Annotated in this window: 16 protein-coding genes and 1 tRNA gene; 7 read left to right on the top strand and 10 right to left on the bottom strand. The window is 45.2% G+C overall.

The window, feature by feature from the left end:
- Positions 1 to 10 precede the first annotated feature (10 nt).
- The gene (pgsA, locus tag H6F41_RS12070; protein ID WP_190403728.1) at positions 11 to 574 is read right to left on the bottom strand and encodes a CDP-diacylglycerol--glycerol-3-phosphate 3-phosphatidyltransferase; all 564 of its coding nucleotides are present in this window, start codon (positions 572 to 574) and stop codon (positions 11 to 13) included.
- Between the two features lie 202 nt (positions 575 to 776).
- Here pgsA and H6F41_RS12075 point away from each other — a divergent pair, with 202 nt between their 5' ends.
- Positions 777 to 1712: a methylenetetrahydrofolate reductase gene (locus tag H6F41_RS12075; RefSeq protein ID WP_190403729.1), complete on the top strand. Its 936-nt coding sequence runs from the start codon at positions 777 to 779 to the stop codon at positions 1710 to 1712.
- Positions 1713 to 1846: 134 nt separating this feature from the next.
- The gene (locus H6F41_RS12080) at positions 1847 to 2371 is read left to right on the top strand and encodes a DUF3172 domain-containing protein (RefSeq protein WP_190403730.1); all 525 of its coding nucleotides are present in this window, start codon (positions 1847 to 1849) and stop codon (positions 2369 to 2371) included.
- Positions 2372 to 2444: 73 nt separating this feature from the next.
- Here the strand turns inward: H6F41_RS12080 and isiD are convergent, their stop codons facing one another.
- Both isiD and H6F41_RS12090 read right to left on the bottom strand, forming a co-directional pair.
- Positions 2445 to 2678 (bottom strand): protein IsiD, encoded by a 234-nt coding sequence (gene isiD, locus H6F41_RS12085; RefSeq protein ID WP_190403731.1) that lies wholly within the window; start codon positions 2676 to 2678, stop codon positions 2445 to 2447.
- Between the two features lie 24 nt (positions 2679 to 2702).
- Positions 2703 to 2794 (bottom strand) — tRNA-Ser (locus H6F41_RS12090).
- 276 nt (positions 2795 to 3070) lie between these two features.
- Between H6F41_RS12090 and H6F41_RS12095 the strand changes: the two genes are divergently transcribed.
- The gene (locus H6F41_RS12095; protein WP_190403732.1) at positions 3071 to 3826 is read left to right on the top strand and encodes a sucrose-phosphate phosphatase; all 756 of its coding nucleotides are present in this window, start codon (positions 3071 to 3073) and stop codon (positions 3824 to 3826) included.
- 37 nt (positions 3827 to 3863) lie between these two features.
- Positions 3864 to 6272 (top strand): sucrose synthase, encoded by a 2409-nt coding sequence (locus tag H6F41_RS12100; RefSeq protein ID WP_190403733.1) that lies wholly within the window; start codon positions 3864 to 3866, stop codon positions 6270 to 6272.
- Between the two features lie 36 nt (positions 6273 to 6308).
- Here H6F41_RS12100 and H6F41_RS12105 read toward each other — a convergent pair whose 3' ends face one another.
- The 7 genes from H6F41_RS12105 to H6F41_RS12135 form a co-directional block, all read right to left on the bottom strand.
- Complete coding sequence (locus H6F41_RS12105; RefSeq protein ID WP_190403734.1) at positions 6309 to 7418, bottom strand: S-(hydroxymethyl)glutathione dehydrogenase/class III alcohol dehydrogenase; 1110 nt, start codon at positions 7416 to 7418, stop codon at positions 6309 to 6311.
- A 117-nt stretch (positions 7419 to 7535) separates the two neighbouring features.
- Positions 7536 to 8312 carry a photosystem II S4 domain protein gene (locus H6F41_RS12110; RefSeq protein WP_190403735.1) on the bottom strand — a complete coding sequence of 259 codons (777 nt, stop codon included), beginning with the start codon at positions 8310 to 8312 and terminating at the stop codon, positions 7536 to 7538.
- A complete protein-coding gene (locus H6F41_RS12115; protein WP_190403736.1) occupies positions 8312 to 9307 on the bottom strand; it encodes a PRC-barrel domain-containing protein in 996 nt (331 codons plus the stop codon). Before H6F41_RS12115 ends, H6F41_RS12110 begins: the two co-directional genes overlap by 1 nt.
- A 173-nt stretch (positions 9308 to 9480) precedes the next feature.
- Positions 9481 to 10470, bottom strand: coding sequence for a transaldolase (locus H6F41_RS12120; RefSeq protein WP_190403767.1), 990 nt, complete (start codon positions 10468 to 10470; stop codon positions 9481 to 9483).
- A gap of 150 nt (positions 10471 to 10620) precedes the next feature.
- Positions 10621 to 11388, bottom strand: a complete 768-nt coding sequence (locus H6F41_RS12125) for an amino acid ABC transporter ATP-binding protein (protein WP_322095913.1) — start codon at positions 11386 to 11388, stop codon at positions 10621 to 10623.
- Between the two features lie 3 nt (positions 11389 to 11391).
- Positions 11392 to 13161 carry a DUF1565 domain-containing protein gene (locus tag H6F41_RS12130; RefSeq protein WP_190403737.1) on the bottom strand — a complete coding sequence of 590 codons (1770 nt, stop codon included), beginning with the start codon at positions 13159 to 13161 and terminating at the stop codon, positions 11392 to 11394.
- A gap of 240 nt (positions 13162 to 13401) precedes the next feature.
- On the bottom strand, positions 13402 to 14013 hold the full coding sequence (locus H6F41_RS12135; RefSeq protein WP_190403738.1) for a cation diffusion facilitator family transporter: 612 nt from the start codon (positions 14011 to 14013) through the stop codon (positions 13402 to 13404).
- A 338-nt stretch (positions 14014 to 14351) separates the two neighbouring features.
- Here H6F41_RS12135 and metH point away from each other — a divergent pair, with 338 nt between their 5' ends.
- Genes metH through H6F41_RS12150 form a run of 3 tightly spaced genes read left to right on the top strand, consistent with a single transcriptional unit; the run spans position 14352 to position 19672 of the window.
- Positions 14352 to 17918, top strand: a complete 3567-nt coding sequence (gene metH, locus H6F41_RS12140; protein ID WP_190403739.1) for a methionine synthase — start codon at positions 14352 to 14354, stop codon at positions 17916 to 17918.
- A 17-nt stretch (positions 17919 to 17935) separates the two neighbouring features.
- On the top strand, positions 17936 to 19018 hold the full coding sequence (locus tag H6F41_RS12145) for an AAA family ATPase (RefSeq protein WP_190403740.1): 1083 nt from the start codon (positions 17936 to 17938) through the stop codon (positions 19016 to 19018).
- Between the two features lie 3 nt (positions 19019 to 19021).
- Positions 19022 to 19672, top strand: coding sequence for a DUF3226 domain-containing protein (locus H6F41_RS12150; RefSeq protein ID WP_190403741.1), 651 nt, complete (start codon positions 19022 to 19024; stop codon positions 19670 to 19672).
- Positions 19673 to 19751 lie beyond the last annotated feature (79 nt).

Consider the following 19751-nt stretch of genomic DNA (forward strand, 5'->3'; position numbering starts at 1 on the left):
GGGATTATAACTATGCCTTGGAGGCAGGGACAACATAGAGAATGCCAGATATCAACGTAAGTGCGACAGCCATCCAGAAAATTGCGATCGCAAAGGGAATTTTGACTAATAAAGCCGCAATTGCCACAATTTGGATCACGGTTTTTGCTTTACCCCAAATATTTGCACCAATGATTTTGGGTTTAGCCACCTGATCGGCACTTGGCTCTGACTCTGCACTGGGCGCACCGCGCCAAGCCGTGATCAACAGTTCTCGCGTAATCATCAAAAATACAGCCCATGCAGGGACTTGACCGAGTTCAATAAATAACAAAAAGACGGCAATAGTTAGCACCTTGTCGACAAGCGGATCGAGAAATTTCCCCAACTCCGTAATTTGATTGAGTTTCCTTGCCAGATATCCATCGAGCCAGTCGGTAATCGCCGCAATCACGAATACAGTCAGGGCAATCCAGCGAGTCAGTTCGCTATCTTGCCAACTAAATAAACCAAAGATGATTGGTACGGCAATGAGGCGCGATAGGGTTACCCAAGTCGGCAAAGTAATCGTTGATAAGTTGGTGGAAAGTGACATAAATTTTTAGATGGTGGCACAGGCTTCTAGCCTGTTGACCACATTTTATATTTAATTTAAACCAGCTACTTGATATCAAACCAAAATGGAGTTGCGGCGCTTCGCGCCGCAACTCCATTTTGGTTTTTAGTCTTGGCTGTAGCTAGCAGTCGCTATAGTTTAAAATGCAGAGACTCTTAAGTTTTGTTTCGCATGGTTTCGCATGATCGACTCGCCCACGCCATCCGTTGAGCAACCCGCAGATCCCTTTAATAAATTCCGTAATGCGATCGCCCACAAGGAATTTTTAATTACGGCTGAAGTTTCTCCCCCCAAGGGCAGTGATCCCACCCATATGCTCACCCAAACGCGATCGCTAAAGGGGCGCGTCCATGCGGTGAATATTACGGACTCTAGTCGTGCCGTGATGAGCATGAGTCCTGTGGCGGCTTCAGTATTAATCCAGCAACAGGTGGGCATCGAAACCATTTGCCAAATTGCCTGTCGCGATCGCAATCGAATTGCGCTGCAAGGCGATCTATTTGGCGCAGCTGCCCTCGGCATTCGCAATATTTTGGCACTGACGGGCGACCCTGTGAAGGCTGGGGACTCACCTGATGCGCGATCGGTATTTGATTATGAATCGGTGCGCCTGTTGCAATTGGTGCAAAAGCTCAATCAAGGGCTAGATGCCAATGGCAAGACTTTGCCGCACCAAGGTACAGATTTTTTAGTTGGTGCGGCAGTTGATCCCCAGTCGGGGAGTTGGTCAGGCTTACAAAAGCGCTTTGAGCGCAAGGTGAATGCAGGGGCGCAATTTTTCCAGAGCCAATTAATCACCGACTTTGAGCGTCTCGATAAATTTATGCATCAAGTCGCTAGCCAATCAGACAAACCGATTTTGGCTGGCATATTCCTGATTAAATCCGCGAAAAACGCCCTGTTTTTGAATAAATTTGTGCCAGGGGTACAGATTCCTGACCATATCATCGATCGCTTAGCTGATGCTAAATCACCATTGCAAGAGGGAATTGCGATCGCAGCCGAACAAATCCAGACTGCAAGACAAATTTGCCAAGGCGTGCATATTATGGCGATTAAAGCCGAGCATTTAATTCCCGAAATCCTCGATCGTGCAGGGTTAACGAGCATCTACTAAAACTAGATAAGCTAGTGGCGGTGCTTCGCCCCGCCGCTAGCTTGATGGTATAACTTTGGACAGGTTTGTAACATCAGTAGCTCAAAATCTCAACAGTTTCGGTTAATCTAAGGAATCACCCTCAATCACTTCTAATGGCAAGACGTAGTAGATATTCGACAACCTTGAACAATCCTCCCACTGAGCCAAGATCTAGCGGCACAAGCACCAAATTGGCGATCGCAGGGGCAATTTTTGCAGTCGGTATTGGCGTTGGCATTGCCCTATCGACACTAAACCCCACTCCCCGCACCGTTGACGCAATCCGCCTCGACAACCTCGCTCCTAGCCGCGACTTTTGTAACAACTATGGGGCATCGGCAATGGTGATGAGCAGTCGCGTCTATGTGACCCTAAACCCCTTTAATGTGTTTATCAGCCAAGCAGAACCAACCCCTGGTTGTGTAGTTTTACCAAACAACTGGAATTTGCTCTTACAAAAGAACGTGATCAAAGAAGCCGATATTCGCCAATGCAAAGATAGGATGAATACCTTTGGCTTTACGGGCGATCTGGAAAAAAATCCTAGCGTTGATTGTATTTACGAAAGCAAAGACGCAACCGAAAAATTTACGACTGGTGTGCCGACTGCGCCCAGCCCAGCCCCACAACAACCATAAAAAAGTATAGGCGACGCTTCGCTTCGCCTATACTTACAAAAAAGCCCCACTTAGTGGAGCTTTTTTGTGTTTATTAGCATTCATCAAAGGCTTCAAGGTCTAGCAAGTGGCGATAAGGCTCGGCTAGTTCTGATCCTTTAAAAGCTAGCGATCGCAAAATATGCCAATCATTTAAGCTTTCAAATGCATTTTCATAATCATCACGCTCTAGACGATCGGCAATTGCCGCAACCTGCTCAGCAGTGAATTTACTAGGATCAACTTCGGGCGCTTCACCTGTTACATTTTCTGTGAGTTTAGTACCCATATCGCTCTATGACAGGCTTGTGAACGGAGAGAGAGGGATTCGAACCCTCGGTACGGAGTTACCTGCCGTACAACAGATTAGCAATCTGCCGCTTTCGTCCACTCAGCCATCTCTCCAATTTATTAGGAATTATATCTTATCAGACTGCGGGAACAATGCAACCTAATTATTAAAATTTTCAATGAGAATTTTATTTTGCTTTCGACAGTCTCACCTACAGCCGATGATTAAAGCCCAGAACCAGAGCTTGTGCCGTCCGCTGTAAGGGCAGCACAAGCTCTGGTTCTTATTTCTCCCCGATTTCCCTCCGATTACTCCCCATAAATTTTCATTACCATCATACAGACTTGAGTGAGTATGAGTGACTATGTAGTTGTGCAAAGATCCCCGCGATGAATATTCCTAACCAATTTCTACTAATTACGGACTTGGACAATACTCTTGTCGGTGACGATCTCGCGACCCAAAGGTTAAATCAATATCTCGACAATCACCGTCAGCAATACATCCTCGTCTATGCAACTGGGCGTTCCTACAAATCTGCCCAAGGATTAATGCAAGAACGCCAGCTCCTTGAGCCAGACTACTGGATTACGGGAGTTGGCACAGAAATATATATCCAAGGAAATCTCGATTTTGTTTGGGCAAATCAAATTAGCACTGATTGGCAAAGAACTGCGATCGCATCTTTTGTGGCTAGTCGATTTCCCCAATTTAAACTTCAGCCCCAAGCTGAACAAAATCCATGGAAGTTAAGTTTTCATTTACATAATCCTGCTCAGGTCTCTAATCAAACTATTGATCAGCTCGTTCATGCCTTACAAACATTACAACTCAAAGCACAGGTAATTTTTAGCAGCAATGTTGATGTGGATATCTTACCCATCCGCGCTAACAAAGGAAATGCGGTGCAATATATCCAACAAAAGCTAGGCATCCCCACAACCAAAACCTTAGTGTGTGGTGATTCTGGCAATGACATTAGTATGTTTCAGCAACCCACCTTGGGGGTAATTGTCAACAATGCTCAGCTAGAGCTAATTGAATGGCATTGCGCTAATGCTAATGAAAATCACTATTTTGCCAAAAATGCCTATGCTGAGGGCATTTTCGAGGCTTTAAGAAGGTTTGAGATGATTTTGACATAGACGCTTCAGATAGAACAAATACAACAGGAATCTATATATGCTTTCACTAATTCAGTCGATTTTAGGCAATGAAGAGAAAACAGATCTACGCCAGTTTCTCAATCGCTTACATCAACAAGAAAAGCGCTATTTACTCCGCAACGATATCGCTATAGAGTTTGCTGAATACTGCGTACGGCAAGAAAAGGATGCCCACTTTGTCAATACATCTTCCCTTGGCAAACTGCTTTACTATACCCAAGAGATTATTCTCGGTGATGGCAATGCCTGTTTGGTTGTACGTCCTCAAATTGCCCATCAAGAAGTATTTCGGATTACCGATGATCTGGCGGTGCAGCAGATTAATACTAAAGACTTACTCGATCTGCGCGATCGCTTAGTCAATCGCTTCAATCCCGAAGAAGGGAATACCCTTGAAATTGATTTCAATCCCTTCTATGACTATTCCCCAAATATCCGCGATCCCAAGAATATCGGCAAGGGTGTCCAGTTTCTCAATCGTTATCTTTCTAGTCAACTATTCCAAGACACGGCTCAAGGGTTAACCGCTCTATTTGAATTTCTGAGTGTCCATGCCTACAATGGGATGCAATTACTGATTAATGGACGGATTAGCTCCACTAATCAGTTATCAGTTCAGGTCAAAAATGCGATCGCAATGCTCGATCGGCATCAACCCCAAACCCCATTCAATGAAGTCCGCTTTAGTTTGCAGGATCTCGGTTTTGAAGCAGGTTGGGGCAACAATGTTGGACGCATCAAAGAATCTCTAGAGCTACTGGACAGTTTGATTGATTCCCCTGACGATCAAACCCTCGAAATATTTCTATCAAGAATTCCGATGATTTTTCGGATCGCTTTGGTATCAGTCCATGGTTGGTTTGGACAGGAAGGCGTATTGGGTAGACCTGACACAGGTGGGCAGGTTGTCTATGTATTAGACCAAGCCAAAAACCTAGAGCGCCAATTGCAAGAGGATATCGCTCTAGCAGGGTTAGAGATTCAACCCAAGGTGATTATTCTGTCGCGCTTGATCCCCAATAGCGACGGCACGACCTGCGATCAGCGTCTCGAAAAAGTCTATGGCACGGATAACACTTGGATTTTGAGAGTCCCCTTCCGTGAGTTTAATGCCAGCATTACTCAAAATTGGATTTCACGCTTTGACATTTGGCCCTATCTAGAAACCTATGCCATTGATGCTCAAAAGGAATTATTAGCAGAGTTTCAAGGCAAGCCTGATCTATTTGTTGGTAACTATTCCGATGGCAATCTGGTGGCTTTCTTGCTGGCTCGTCAGCTCAAAGTTACCCACTGCACGATCGCCCATGCCTTAGAAAAATCAAAATATTTATTTAGCAATCTGTATTGGCAAGACCTTGAAGACAAATACCATTTTTCGCTTCAGTTTACCGTTGACCTCTTGACGATGAACTCAGCTAACTTTGTGCTGAGTAGCAGCTATCAAGAAATTGTGGGTACACCCGACAGTGTGGGACAGTATGAATCCTATAAGTCTTTCACCATGCCCGACTTGTACCATGTGATCAATGGTATTGAGCTATTTAGCCCCAAATTTAACATCGTGCCACCAGGGGTGAATGAGGCTTATTTCTTTCCCTATTCCCAAAATTGCGATCGCTTACACGATCAACAAACTCGCCTCGAAGAACTGCTCTTTACCCTCGAAGATGATGGTCAAGTCTTTGGCAAGCTAGATGCTCCCAGCAAGCGTCCGTTGTTCTCGATGGCAAGGCTAGATCATGTCAAAAATCTCACAGGTCTAGCAGAATGTTTTGGCAAAAGTCCAGAACTGCAAGAACGTTGCAACTTAATTTTGATTGCGGGTAAGTTACGAACCGAAGACACTAGCGATCGCGAAGAGGCTGCCGAAATTGTGAAACTCTATGACATCATCAATCAATACAATTTGCATGGCAAAATCCGTTGGTTAGGGGTGCGCCTCTCCAAAACAGATACGGGTGAAGTTTATAGATTAATCGCCGATCGCAAGGGCATATTTGTCCAGCCCGCGCTATTTGAAGCCTTTGGTTTAACAGTTTTAGAGTCAATGGTGACAGGCTTACCCACCTTCGCCACCATGTTCGGCGGGCCACAGGAGATCATTCAAAATGGAGTCAATGGCTTCCATATCAATCCCACCCAATTGGACGAAATGGCAGAAATTATCCTCAATTTCATTGCTAAATGCGAGCAAGATCCCCAAGCTTGGCAAGCCATCTCTGAAAATGCGATCGCAAGAGTATATACCGCCTACACTTGGAAAATTCACACCACGCGACTACTTTCCCTAGCCCGTATCTATGGCTTCTGGAATCACACTTCCCATGAGAAGCGCGAAGATTTATTGCGATATGTCGATGTTCTTTTCCATCTATTGTTTAAGCCTAGAGCCAAGCAGTTACTAGCCGAGCATAGCAATTAGTTACTTTGTGCCGCCCGCTATGCGGGCGGCACAAGACTAAAAGGTTAACACTGTCCGAATCGCATCGCCCCTGTGCATCATCGCAAAGGCTTCATTGATCTCTTCAATCGGCATTACATTCGTAATCAAACTGTCGATGTCGATCTTGCCATCCATATACCAATCCACAATTTTTGGCACATCGGTTCGACCCTTTGCACCACCAAAAGCTGTACCTTTCCAGACACGCCCCGTCACCAGTTGAAAGGGTCTGGTACTAATTTCTTGACCTGCCCCAGCGACCCCAACGATCACACTTACTCCCCAACCCTTATGGCAGCATTCGAGGGCTTGGCGCATGGTTTCAGTTCTACCAATACATTCAAAGCTATAGTCAGCACCGCCTTTGGTGAGGTCTACTAGATACGGAACGAGATCACCTTCTACTTCCAAAGGATTCACAAAATGTGTCATCCCCATCTTTTCCGCAAGCGCAATTTTTTTCGGATTGATGTCCACGCCGACAATCATATCTGCACCGACCATGCGACAGGCTTGGATCACATTTAAGCCAATTCCTCCCAATCCAAAAATCACGACATTTGAACCAACTTCCACTTTGGCAGTATTAATCACCGCACCGATGCCCGTAGTTACGCCACACCCGATATAGCACACCTTCTCAAAGGGAGCATCTTTACGGATTTTCGCGAGGGCAATTTCTGGCAGTACCGTGTAGTTGGCAAAAGTAGAAGTTCCCATATAGTGGTGAATTTTTTCACCATTTAAGGAGAAGCGACTTGTGCCATCGGGCATGAGTCCCTGCCCTTGGGTGACACGGATCGCTTGACAAAGATTGGTTTTGCCACTGAGACAATAGGAACAGTTACGACATTCAGGCGTATAGAGAGGAATGACATGATCGCCAGCTTGGAGAGATGTCACTCCCGCCCCCACTTCTACGACAACGCCCGCACCCTCATGCCCCAAAATAGCAGGAAATAATCCTTCAGGATCAGCGCCAGAGAGGGTAAAAGCATCGGTATGACATACTCCTGTCGCTTTGATCTCCACTAAGACTTCCCCTGCTCTGGGATGACCTAGTTGGACGGTCTCGATTTTGAGCGGCTGTCCTGCGGCAAATGCAACTGCGGCTTTTACGTCCATAGGTCTATTTTTCTTGAATTTCTATGTTTTGGATTACTTAATACTTATGTATTTTACGTTCGAGAATTCAAAAAATTTAAAAGCGCTGCTTCGCAGCGCTTTTAAATTTTTGAGGATTTATACCGATCTCGTCATTTGCACTCGATAACGCTCTTTTTTGGTGATCATAATTTCGCCAACGGTGACTCTACCCTTGCCACGAATCGCTATCAAATCACCAGATTTGACTTGATAGCTCGGCTGTGAGACTGTTTTCCAGTTCACCCGCACATCATCACCGTTGATCAGATCAACCATTTTGCTACGAGACATCCCAAACCCAGCCGAGGCGATCGCATCGAGACGCAATGATGCTTCGGTGGAGGTTAGTTCTTTGGTGACGGGGATGCGAATTTTCAGGTCTTCAATTGCGATCGCAGTTACCTTGACAGGCACGGTGCGAACCTGATTGAAATGGATTTGCAAATATTCCAGCAACTCAGGTACAACAATTGCCTGTGCGCCTTTTTCGCCCAAAACATTGACATCACCCACCTTTTGTCGCTCAATCCCTGTACCAAGGATTGCCCCCAAAAAGTCACGATGGGTTGCCGTATCGAATAAAAAATTACCAGAAATCGAGATCGGTGTGAGGCTGACCATCGATTCGTCAAGGGGTAACTCGGATCTTGCGATCGCAATTCTTTGCCGCTCAGCCTGTGCATAGCCGCCCCATGCGAGGCAATGGATCTCCGTCATGCGACTAAAGACCTGCAAGGCTTCTGTAATTTCAGGCGGCGACAAAAAATCGCTGCACACCACATCCCAAGTCTGGATCGCCCGATCGGCTAGATCCAACAAACGGCTGAGGGTTTCCCTATTTTCAACGCGATCGAGTAAGTCACGGGGTAGCATTAAATTTCGTCAAATTCCTCTTCAGGAAAGCGTTGTTTGGACTTGTCAGGAATCTTGGGTTCGCCCCAAGCATCACGGATCTGCTGCTGGGTTTCGTTACGAAAATTGGTTTTCGGAGATTCTAGATAATCATCTTCAAAATCATCGTACTCATCATCGTAGGTATCAATCGGCGTTGGTGGCACGACTGGGCGTGATGGCTCAGGACGGATTTCGGCTGCTCTCGCTTGACGACGTTGGGGTGGTGGGTTTACAGGCACTCTCTCCTCAGCCCAGTTGTCCCCATCATCCCAAGCTTGCTCTTGGCGATAGACAGGACGCTGTTGTTGCGGTGGTGGCGAGTAGGTGCTTCTAGTGCCTGACGACAGCGCATTGTCGCGGATTGTGGTCGTCGGTGGCATGTAGTCATCATCAAATTCATCTTCCCAAGGCGCTTTGCCCAAACCGAGCCGCTCTAACAAGCCCTTGCTCAGTTGCGTCATCCGATCTTCCATGCCCTCGGTGACAATAATGCGATCACGCCCAACGGCAATAATTTCATTCACATCTAGCTCATAGGTACTGATCAAGCTAGCAGGAATAATCGGATTGCCCACGGAGGCGACAATCAAAAACAGCAAATCACCCGTCTCAGGGTCAAATTTAAAGTCGCGGACTTTGCCCAATGGCTCACCCGACTCAGTAACCACTTCATTGTTAATCAGACTGGTGTAGCGCTCGGTGATCAAAATATCTTCGAGTACCGACTCGTCATCCACCAAAATTGCATCTGGTCCCAGCAAATCAATATTGTCAAGGGACATAAAAAAAGCATCGCCAATCCCAATCGGAGTGCCTGGCACAAAGCGCTCTGATACAGTCACCCCAGTTACTCGGCGCTGATCAACATCTAGCCAGATTTGCGTTACGATGCCAAGCCGAGTGGCAGATCGTTTGCTAAAAATTTGCAAACCCAGAACGGCGGCACGTTGACGAAGATTTTCCGATTGCATCATGGCGGTGACGTGACTCTAAAATTATTCCTTAATTAACTGGGGATTCCTGAAAAATGGGGATTCCCAAATAAGTGGGGCATGAACTAAACAGGAGTGCAAATACCTAGCCCTGATTTTAGCAGACTAGATCCCCATCGTCATTTTTATGCTGTTTAATGCAAATTAATCCAAGTCTAGAGCGCTTCAAGTTTCGTCAGACGCTCCGCTAGCAATTCTTCTAAAGCCACCAGTGCCTTCGAGAAGCCCTTAATACCTTCATCAAGTTTTTCCGATGCCATGCGATCGCTAGCGTGCATCGCATCGAAGGTGGCTTTATCCATAGGGATCTGGGCAATCTCCGCGTTAATTGCGATCGCAGGATCAAGTTTACGCATCAACTCACCCTCGGTATGTTGCAGTTCATCGAGCAGTGCAGGGGAAATCGTCAGCAAATCGCAACCCGCCAGTTCGACAATTTCGCCCATATTGCGAAAACTTGCACCCATGATTTCGGTTTTATACCCAAACTTTTTGTAGTAGTTATAAATTCGGGACACAGACAAAACTCCGGGATCTTCAGCAGCAGGATAACTATCACGACCTGTATCTTTTTTATGCCAATCGAGAATCCGTCCCACAAAGGGCGAAATTAATTTCACGCCTGCTTCCGCACAGGCAATCGCTTGATGCAATCCAAACAACAAAGTCAAGTTGCAATGAATTCCTTCCTTCTCTAATGCTTCTGCTGCCTTGATTCCCTCCCACGTTGCCGCGATTTTAATCAAAACGCGATCGCGAGAAATACCATGGGCTTCGTATTGGGCGATTAAGTAATGGGCTTTTTCTAAGGTGGCGATTGTGTCGTAGGACAGCCGCGCATCGACTTCCGTAGAAACACGACCGGGGATAATTTGTAAGATTCGCATTCCAAAGGCAACCGCCAGACGGTCAAAGGCTAAGGAAGCTACTTGTTTGGCAGGTGCATCTTTGCCTAGTTCATTTCTTGCAGCAATTAGGGTTTCATCCACAATTTCTTGATACTGCGGCATCTGCGCGGCTGCGGTAATCAAGGAGGGATTCGTCGTAGCATCTTGGGGCTTGACTAGTTCGATCGCATGGATATCTCCTGTATCGGCAACCACAACCGTCATTTCCCGCAATTGATCCAAAAAGTTCTTCGGCAAATCGTTAGGCATCAGATCCTCCATAGCACCAGCTCAGCACTGGCTAGGTTTGCACGCCTATCTTAACCTCAAGCATTTATAAACCGTCTGCGATTTCACAAAAAATAAAGCCTGTGCCACCCGCCTAGTGGGTGGCACAGGCTTATAGAATTACAAAATCTGTGACAAAAACTTCTTGGTGCGCTCCTGTTGCGGATTTTGGAAAAACTCTTCAGGTTGAGCCTCTTCCACAATCACACCACCATCCATAAACACGATCCGATCGGCAACTTCACGGGCAAACCCCACCTCATGGGTGACGACCACCATGGTCATTCCCGAATCCGCCAACGCTCGCATCACATCGAGAACTTCCCGCACCATCTCAGGATCAAGGGATGAAGTTGGCTCATCAAAGAGCATAATTTTCGGCTGCATTGCCAAGGCTCTGGCGATCGCCACCCGTTGTTGTTGTCCGCCCGATAGCTGCAATGGATACTTATGCGCCTGCTGCGAAATCCCCACTCGTTCTAATAATTGGGTAGCAACCTCAGCAGACTTTGTTTTTGACCACTTTCGCACCCATGAAGGCGCGAGGGTAATATTTTGGAAAACCGTCAGATGCGGAAAAAGATTGAATTGCTGAAATACCATCCCCACTTCGCGGCGAATTGTATCGATATTACGATGATTTTCAGGCGATAGTTCAAATCCATCAATGAAGATTTTGCCCCTTTGATATTCCTCTAGGGCATTGAAGGTTCTAGCAAAGGTGGACTTACCTGAACCCGATGGGCCCATAATCACCACCACTTCACCACGATTGACAGTCAGATTCACACCTTTGAGGACATGGAAGTTGCCATACCACTTATGCACGTCTTGGGCGACAATCATCGGCTCAGACATGGACAGATTTGCAGCGATTGTTTCTTGCATGGTTTAGAGACTGTTTTGATGGATGACCCGCGCATCTACGCCTATGCCCGATCGCATAATCACCTTTAAGACCTCAGCGCGATCGCGATCGGGATAGCCCTGCACCATAATGATATTACCGAATCGCGAAGAAATGATTTTGGCAGTGGGTACAGCACTGCGGACTTGACCGAGCAACTCGCCATCAGCAGAGGGAATTACTACCAAATAGGGGAATGTCTCATTGGCAGGTGGTGGCACAAGAGCAGCGATTTGGGGATTGTAAGGAACGGGTGCAGCGCTAACGGGGGTTGATGTGGTGGGAGTTACTTCTAAGGTATTGGGAGAAGTGTTAGGAACTGCGGGAGGAGTGCTAGGGATAAATTGCGATCGCAAAGGCTGAGTGGGAATACTTGGCACAGGATCACGCTCTATCAGAATCTCATTATTAACTTGAGAATTAGTTTGAGATGACTTTGGGGCAGCCGCTATTAAATTATTTGAGGTAGAAGATGCGTTGCCAGAAATTGGTTGCGGCACATCAGGCAACGGCTCCACAAAAATACTGCTGCTGGATGGCGCTAGGGCAGTGGGCGGCGTAATAGGAGGCTTAAAGCTGGTTTCCGCAGGTGCTTTGGTAATTTCAATAGTATTTGCATTGGAAACCTGACTAGGCACGACAGGTTTATTATTCGTGGCGACAGGTAATACTGTCCTCACGGAAGGAGTAGGAATAGGTGTACTAGCAATGGTGGGCGCAGGCGCGGCAGGAGATTCCCCGACAAAGGCGATATTTCCTGCAATCTTTTTAGAATTCAAGTCATTGCCGACCGCAACTTGAGTTACTCCAGAGTTATTATTGAGATCCTTGCCTAGATTGTCTTTAAAGGTATTATTCCCCAAGTTAGTCGAAGTTCCCAAATCGGGGGTAGGATAGCCCTTGCGATCCTTGAGAATGACAATACCATCGCGTTTATTATTCGTAATCAAGTTATTTCGCAACACTGGCGCAGCCAGATTGGAAATCACAATGCCATCAACATTGTTGATAATGTTGTTATTGGTCACATTCACCCGCGAGTTCTGTCCAATCGCTAAGCCAAAGCCTGTACTTTCAAAGGTATTATTCCGAATCTCGCCTGTGCTATTACCAACCGCCGAGATTCCATTAGCTCCATTCTGCTTAAATAGATTTTCATTCACAATTACATCGGCAGTCCCCGCTAAAAATAGTCCTTCCCGATTACTATTAGCAAAAGTATTATTGGCTAAGGTCACGCGCTTACTAGACTCTGCCCAAATTGCTGTTCCCCTTGTATTCGGATTGGTCAGGGTAATTCCTTCAATTCTGGTGTCATTGTCAGCCAATAGCATAATATTTTGGCTAGCAAACGAAGGACTCAAAAATCTGCCACCCCCACGAATAATCGTGTTAATGCCTCTTACCGTTGGCTCACCCCGCAAAGTGACCCCTACAGGTAATTTAATGGGGAAAATCTCGCCTGTTGCTTCGGTATAAACACCCTGCTGTAGCTGAATTACTGTTCCTGCCGTGGGATTAGTCGCTAGAGCTGCCGTAATTGATCCGTAGGGATTATTCGGAGATCCATCCCCGTTAGAATTCGCATTTGGCGATACATACAGCAGTGCTGCCATCTGTGGCAGTTGGCTAAGGTTATCAGTTGGTTGAGCAATCTGCGGCGCATTTAGTGACCCTGCCCAAATCGGTGGGGCAACTACTAAAAATGTCAGGCTCGTTGCGATCGCACTAAAAAGACTGGGCTTACACCGCATACAGAAATTCCTCTTAACCAACGGATAAAATCAAATCAAATCAAAGCAACACCAATGACTGTGTGCGACTGTGTGCTAGTGCCAATCAAAATACACGAAAAATTAACCACTGGCAAAAAATTATCAAAAATTAAATCTTATCCTTACCCTGCGGTCATCATTGTCTGTCTATAGAGTTGCGGCGCTTCGCGCCGCAACTCTATTTTGGTTTTATGTCTTAACGTACTTAGCTATATGCCACTAAACAACTTTTTGCATTTTTCTATCATGTTGGGCATCTCGAATAATACTGATTCCACCCCAAACAACTAGACTGGCGATGCCCAAGCCAACAATCAAATCAGGAAATCGAGAATTGAACAGAGTTACGAGAAACCCTGCAATCATCACACTAAAATTTGCGATGACATCATTTTGAGTAAAGATCCAACTTGCTCGCATATGTACCTCGCCGCGACGGTGCTTTGAGAGCAGATACAAGCCATAACTATTCACAATCAGGGACAAGAGCGCCGTTGCCATCATCCAGCCAGATTCTGGCGAACTGCCCCACACAAACCGTCTAATCACATCGACAACAACCATCATCGCTGATGTGATTTGAAAAATGCCACTTAGGGTCGCTGCACGATTCTTGTCGCGTGCTGATTTGCCCACTGCATAAAGCGAAATCATGTACACCGAGGCATCTGCAAGCATATCTAATGAGTCGGCAACTAGGGCAGTAGAATTCGCGATTATTCCTGCCACGATTCCCACCACAAACATTAACCCATTAAGCAGCAATAGAATCCGCAGTGTTTTACGCTCTGCTGCATTCTTGGCTTCCATGTGACATCCACAGTCTGACATTGTGCTTCCTAAATTCACTGATCAATTATTGTTATTAATTCTTTGAGCAATTGTCGTGGTTGCACACATTCATTTTGCGATCGCACTTACAGCACACTATTCCCAAAGCTCAAACCCAGAAATCGACATTTTTTGCATACGCTCCATGGAGTTACGATTTAACCAATCAGTGCTTTTCAAACAATCTCTAACGAGCTAAGCGCAATTAAAAATCAGAACGAAAACCATAGCACAAGGGCAAAGTGCGCCATGGTTTTCGTCTAACCATTATTAGATTCACTAAAAAATACTAGAATGAGTTTCTTAGAGTCACTTTGTTAGCTTAGGGTATAGATCCAATGACCAGCCTGTTTCTGGAACGTCTTCATAGCAGCGATTGCCCTGTCATTGTTTTTGATGGTGCAATGGGTACAAACTTGCAAGTACAAAACCTCACTGCCGAGGACTTTGGCGGCGCAGAGTATGAGGGTTGCAACGAGTATCTAGTGATCACTAAACCCGAAGCAGTCGCCAAAGTGCATCGTGACTTTCTTGCTGCAGGAGCCGATGTCATTGAGACGGACACCTTTGGCGGTACATCGATTGTTTTAGCTGAATATGACCTCGGCCACATGGCTTATGAGCTTAGTAAGAAAGCTACCGAGTTAGCCAAATCCGTCGCTGCCGAATTTTCTACACCAGAAAAACCGCGTTTTGTCGCTGGCTCGATTGGTCCAACCACAAAGTTACCCACCTTGCTCCATATTGATTTCGATCATATGAAGCAGTCCTTTATCGAGCAGATCGAAGGTTTATACGATGGCGGCGCAGATTTGCTGTTGGTCGAGACTTGTCAGGACGTGCTGCAAATTAAGGTGGCTCTAAATGCGATCGCAGAATTTTTTGAAAAGAAAGCCGCCGAAGGCAAGCCACGCATCCCCATCATGGTATCGGTAACGATGGAAACCACTGGCACAATGCTAGTTGGCTCCGATATTTCGGCAGTGGTCACGATTTTAGAACCCTATCCCATCGATGTATTGGGTCTCAACTGTGCCACTGGCCCCGACTTAATGAAGGAGCATATGCAGTATTTGAGTCAACACTCGCCCTTTGTCGTGTCCTGTGTCCCCAATGCTGGTTTGCCTGAGAATGTGGGTGGACATGCTTTTTATCGTCTGACTCCCGATGATTTACGGGTACATTTGCAACACTTTGTCGAAGATTTAGGAGTACAGGTTATTGGTGGCTGCTGTGGGACTACTCCTGCTCACATCAAGGCGCTGGCAGATGTGGCAAAAACTCTTAAACCCAAACAGAGAAACCCTGTTGTTGTACCTTCAGCAGCTTCCATTTATAGTTCTCAACCCTATATTCAAGACAACTCTTTCCTGATTGTGGGGGAAAGACTTAATGCTAGTGGCTCTAAGAAAACTCGCGATTTACTCAATGCTGAGGATTGGGATGGGCTAGTTGCGATCGCAAGATCACAGGTCAAAGAGGGCGCACATATCCTTGATGTGAACGTGGACTATGTAGGACGCGATGGCGTACGCGATATGCACGAATTAGTGTCTCGTCTTGTCACTAATGTCACTCTGCCTTTAATGCTCGACTCCACCGAATGGGAAAAAATGGAGGCGGGGCTGAAGGTGGCAGGAGGTAAATGTATTCTCAATTCCACCAACTACGAGGATGGAGAAGAGCGTTTTTGTAAAGTCGTCAAACTAGCTAAACAATATGGCGCAGGTATCGTTATCGGCACAATTGATGAAGATGGCATGGCGCGGACAGCAGACAAAAAGTTTGAAATTGCTTCCCGTGCTTACAAACAAGCTACCGAAGAATTGGGAATGCCTGCCAGTGAAATTTTCTTTGATACTCTGGCACTACCTATTTCTACAGGAATTGCTGAAGATCGGCAAAATGCGGCGGCGACCATTGAATCAATTCGGCGCATCAAAGCCGCCATGCCTGAAACCCATGTACTGCTAGGTGTCTCCAATGTTTCATTTGGCTTGAATCCCGCATCCCGTGTGGTGCTTAACTCTGTATTTCTCCATGAAGCGATGAAGGTGGGCATGGACTCATCGATTGTTCATGCGAGTAAAATTGTGCCGCTCAATCGGATTCCAGAGCGGGAATTGGAAGTGGCGCGGCAGTTGATTTTTGATCAGCGCAAATTTGATGGTGATATTTGTACTTACGATCCGCTTGGCGAGTTTACGAAACTATTTGAAGGAGTATCTGCCAAGCGCATCAAGGTTGTGGATGAGAATATCTCCATTGAAGAGAAACTGAAAAATCATATTATCGATGGCGATCGCATTGGTTTAGATGATGCACTTACGGAAGCTCTGAAAACTCACGAACCACTGACGATCATTAATCAATTCCTGCTGGATGGCATGAAAGTAGTGGGCGATCTATTTGGCTCAGGACAGATGCAACTTCCCTTTGTATTGCAATCCGCCGAAACCATGAAATCAGCAGTTGCTTTCCTTGAGAAGTTCATGGAAAAAGAAGAAGGCGCAAATAAAGGTGTGTTCCTGATTGCCACAGTTAAGGGCGATGTCCATGATATTGGTAAAAATCTTGTCGATATCATTCTCTCTAACAATGGCTACAAAGTCGTCAATATCGGCATCAAGCAATCGGTGGAGAATATTATCAAAGCCTATGAAGAATGCAAAGCCGACTGCATTGCCATGAGTGGCTTGTTGGTCAAGTCCACAGCGTTTATGAAAGATAACCTGCAAGAGTTTAACAATCGCGGCATTACAGTCCCCGTGATCCTCGGTGGTGCGGCTCTGACCCCAAAATTTGTCTATACCGATTGCCAAAATGTCTATAAAGGCAAGGTGATCTATGGCAAGGATGCTTTCTCTGACCTCAACTTTATGGACAAATATATGCCCGCCAAGGCTGAGGGTAAGTGGGAAAATTCTCAGGGATTCCTTGATGAAGAACTTGCTGTTGATTTGGCAGTAGCTGCGAGTGATGGTGGCATGACTGTGGCGGAAGAAAAAGCCAAACAAGAAGCATTGCTTGCCGAGCGATATCTGGATATTGTGCGTTCTGAAGCGGTTGACACGAATATTCCCCGTCCTACGCCACCTTTCTGGGGAACGAAGATTTTGCAAGCAGAAGAGATTCCCTACGAGGAGTTGTTCTGGAATTTAGATATGCAAGCTTTGATTGCGGGACAGTGGCAATTCCGCAAACCACAGGAGCAGTCTCGCGAGGAATATGATGCTTTCTTGCAAGAAAAGGTTTATCCAGTATTAGAAATTTGGAAAGAGCGGATCATTAATGAAAAACTGCTCGCACCAACTTCGGTATATGGCTATTTCCCTGTGTTAGCGGAAGGAAACACGGTTTATGTCTATGATGCTAACGATATTGCTAGCATTAACGCGAATTCACAGCCGATTAGCTCCTTTGTATTTCCACGTCAAAAATCGCTACGTCGCCTTTGTATTGCCGATTTCTTTTCACCAAAAGAGTCGGGAATCATTGATGTTTTACCATTGCAAGCGGTGACGGTTGGTCACATCGCGACAGAGTTTGCACAGGGTCTATTTAAGGCGAATCAATATACTGATTATCTCTATTTCCATGGACTTGCAGTGCAGATGGCAGAAGCGGTTGCCGAGTGGACACATACGCGCATTCGTCGTGAGTTAGGCTTTGGTGCAGAAGATCCCAATAATATCCGTGATATTCTTGCCCAGCGCTATCACGGCTCTCGCTATAGTTTTGGCTATCCCGCCTGTCCAAATATGCAGGATCAGTACAGGCTTCTAGATTTGCTAGATGCGAAAAGAGTTGGGTTAGAGATGGATGAGAGCGAACAACTCTATCCTGAACAGTCAACTACTGCGTTGATTGTGCATCATCCGATCGCTAAGTATTTCAGTGCTTAAACAATTGGTATTCAATTATGTTGAAATCCCTCAAAATTGAAAACTTCCGTTGCTTCCCATCCTTTGAGATGGGACAACTAGGGAGGTTAAATCTCATTGTTGGTACTAACAACAGTGGCAAAACTTCTATTTTAGAAGCAATTCAATTACTAATCTCTCAATCTAATCTTGAAGTATTGCAAATATTAAAGAATATTATGGTTGAGAGAGGTGAATATATCAGTGATGATAGTGGAAATAGAGAATTAGATATCCGCCATATATTTTGTGGTCACGAACTTTCTACAGGCTGTAAATTTTCAATAACTGGCAAACAGGAAAGAGATTTAGCAGAAATATCTATGGCGATAGAGAATAATCCTGAAAAATCTAACCTCTTATCAGAGTGGTCTGCACAAATATTATCTATTAGTCGTTCAGGAAAAAGGGATGAACCTGATAAAATACCATTATCCATTAACGAAGCAATTCCCATTGATTACACAAGAAGTAGTATTCGTAGATTGCCAAAAGATACTGAAGTTAAAGTGCAATTTGTATCTTCATCATCACTGATGCCAGAGCGAATGATTGATTTATTTGATCGAGTAGTTTTAACTCCGTCTGAAGATCTAGTTATAGAGGCACTTCAGACAATAGAAAAAAATATTAAGAGAATTGCAACTAACAAAACTAACAAGTTGATCAGATATAGAGAATCTCGTGTTGGATTTTTTGTTTTGTTGTCTAATAACAGTCAACGCATACCAATTGGTAGCATGGGTGATGGGATGTGGCGAATGTTGGGGCTTGCTTTAGCAATTGTAAATGCGAAAGATGGAGTTTTGTTAGTTGATGAAATTGATACAGGGTTACACTTCACAGTGATGTCTGATATGTGGAAAATGCTCTGGGAAACCGCAAAACGCCTTAACGTGCAGATTTTTGCGACTACCCATAGCAATGACTGCTGGACGAGTTTAGCGGATATCGCCAATGCAGAAAATCCTAGTGAAGATGGGATTACGATCCACAGGATCGAGAAAGGGAAACCTCATAGTATTGTCTTTACTGAGCGTCAAATTGTGATCGCAGCCGAGCGTCATATTGAGGTGCGGTAGTCCATGAAAGAAAAAGTGTTATTGGTTGAAGGAAAAGATGAAAAGCTTGTGATTCCAGAATTGATGAAGGCAAATGGTGTAGATTGTGGTTCTCAAGAATCTCCTATTGTTTTTATTGATGATCAAAATGGTTTCGATAATATAGTTAAACCAGATGTAATTGCTACAGAGCTTCTCGCATCTGGACTGGTTGCCATTGGCATTATATTTGATGCCGATGAAAAGCCAAAGAAGGATCGTTGGCGCAGTGTTAGAAATATTTGTCTAAAAATAGAAAATATGCCCAATTTGCCTGAAGAACTTCCAGAAGAAGGGCTGATTGTGGATATGCTAAATGGAATTAAGTTTGGGATTTGGATGATGCCTGACAATAAGATGCGTGGTATGTTAGAAACCTTTTTGGCTGACATCATTTCTGAGGAAAATCAAGAAATATGGGAGTTCGCAAAACAATCTGTCAATGAAGCAAAAATTAGGGGTGCAAAAATCAAGCCTAACCACATTGACAAAGCCAATATTTATACTTGGTTAGCTTGGCAAGAGAAACCAGCACAACAAATTGGAATAGCAGTCAAGAAGAAAACAATTTTTGATCCAAACCATCCCAATGCTCAGAAATTTGTGCAATGGTTTAGGACGTTGTATGAACTGTAAGCGATCGCAATCTCCCCCCGATTTATCCCCATTTTAACCTCAGTTTCCCAACTACAACACAGCTAGGTTGATGTTGTTG

The sequence above is a fragment of the Pseudanabaena mucicola FACHB-723 genome (genome assembly GCF_014696385.1).
In the GTDB taxonomy this organism is placed as follows: domain Bacteria; phylum Cyanobacteriota; class Cyanobacteriia; order Pseudanabaenales; family Pseudanabaenaceae; genus Pseudanabaena.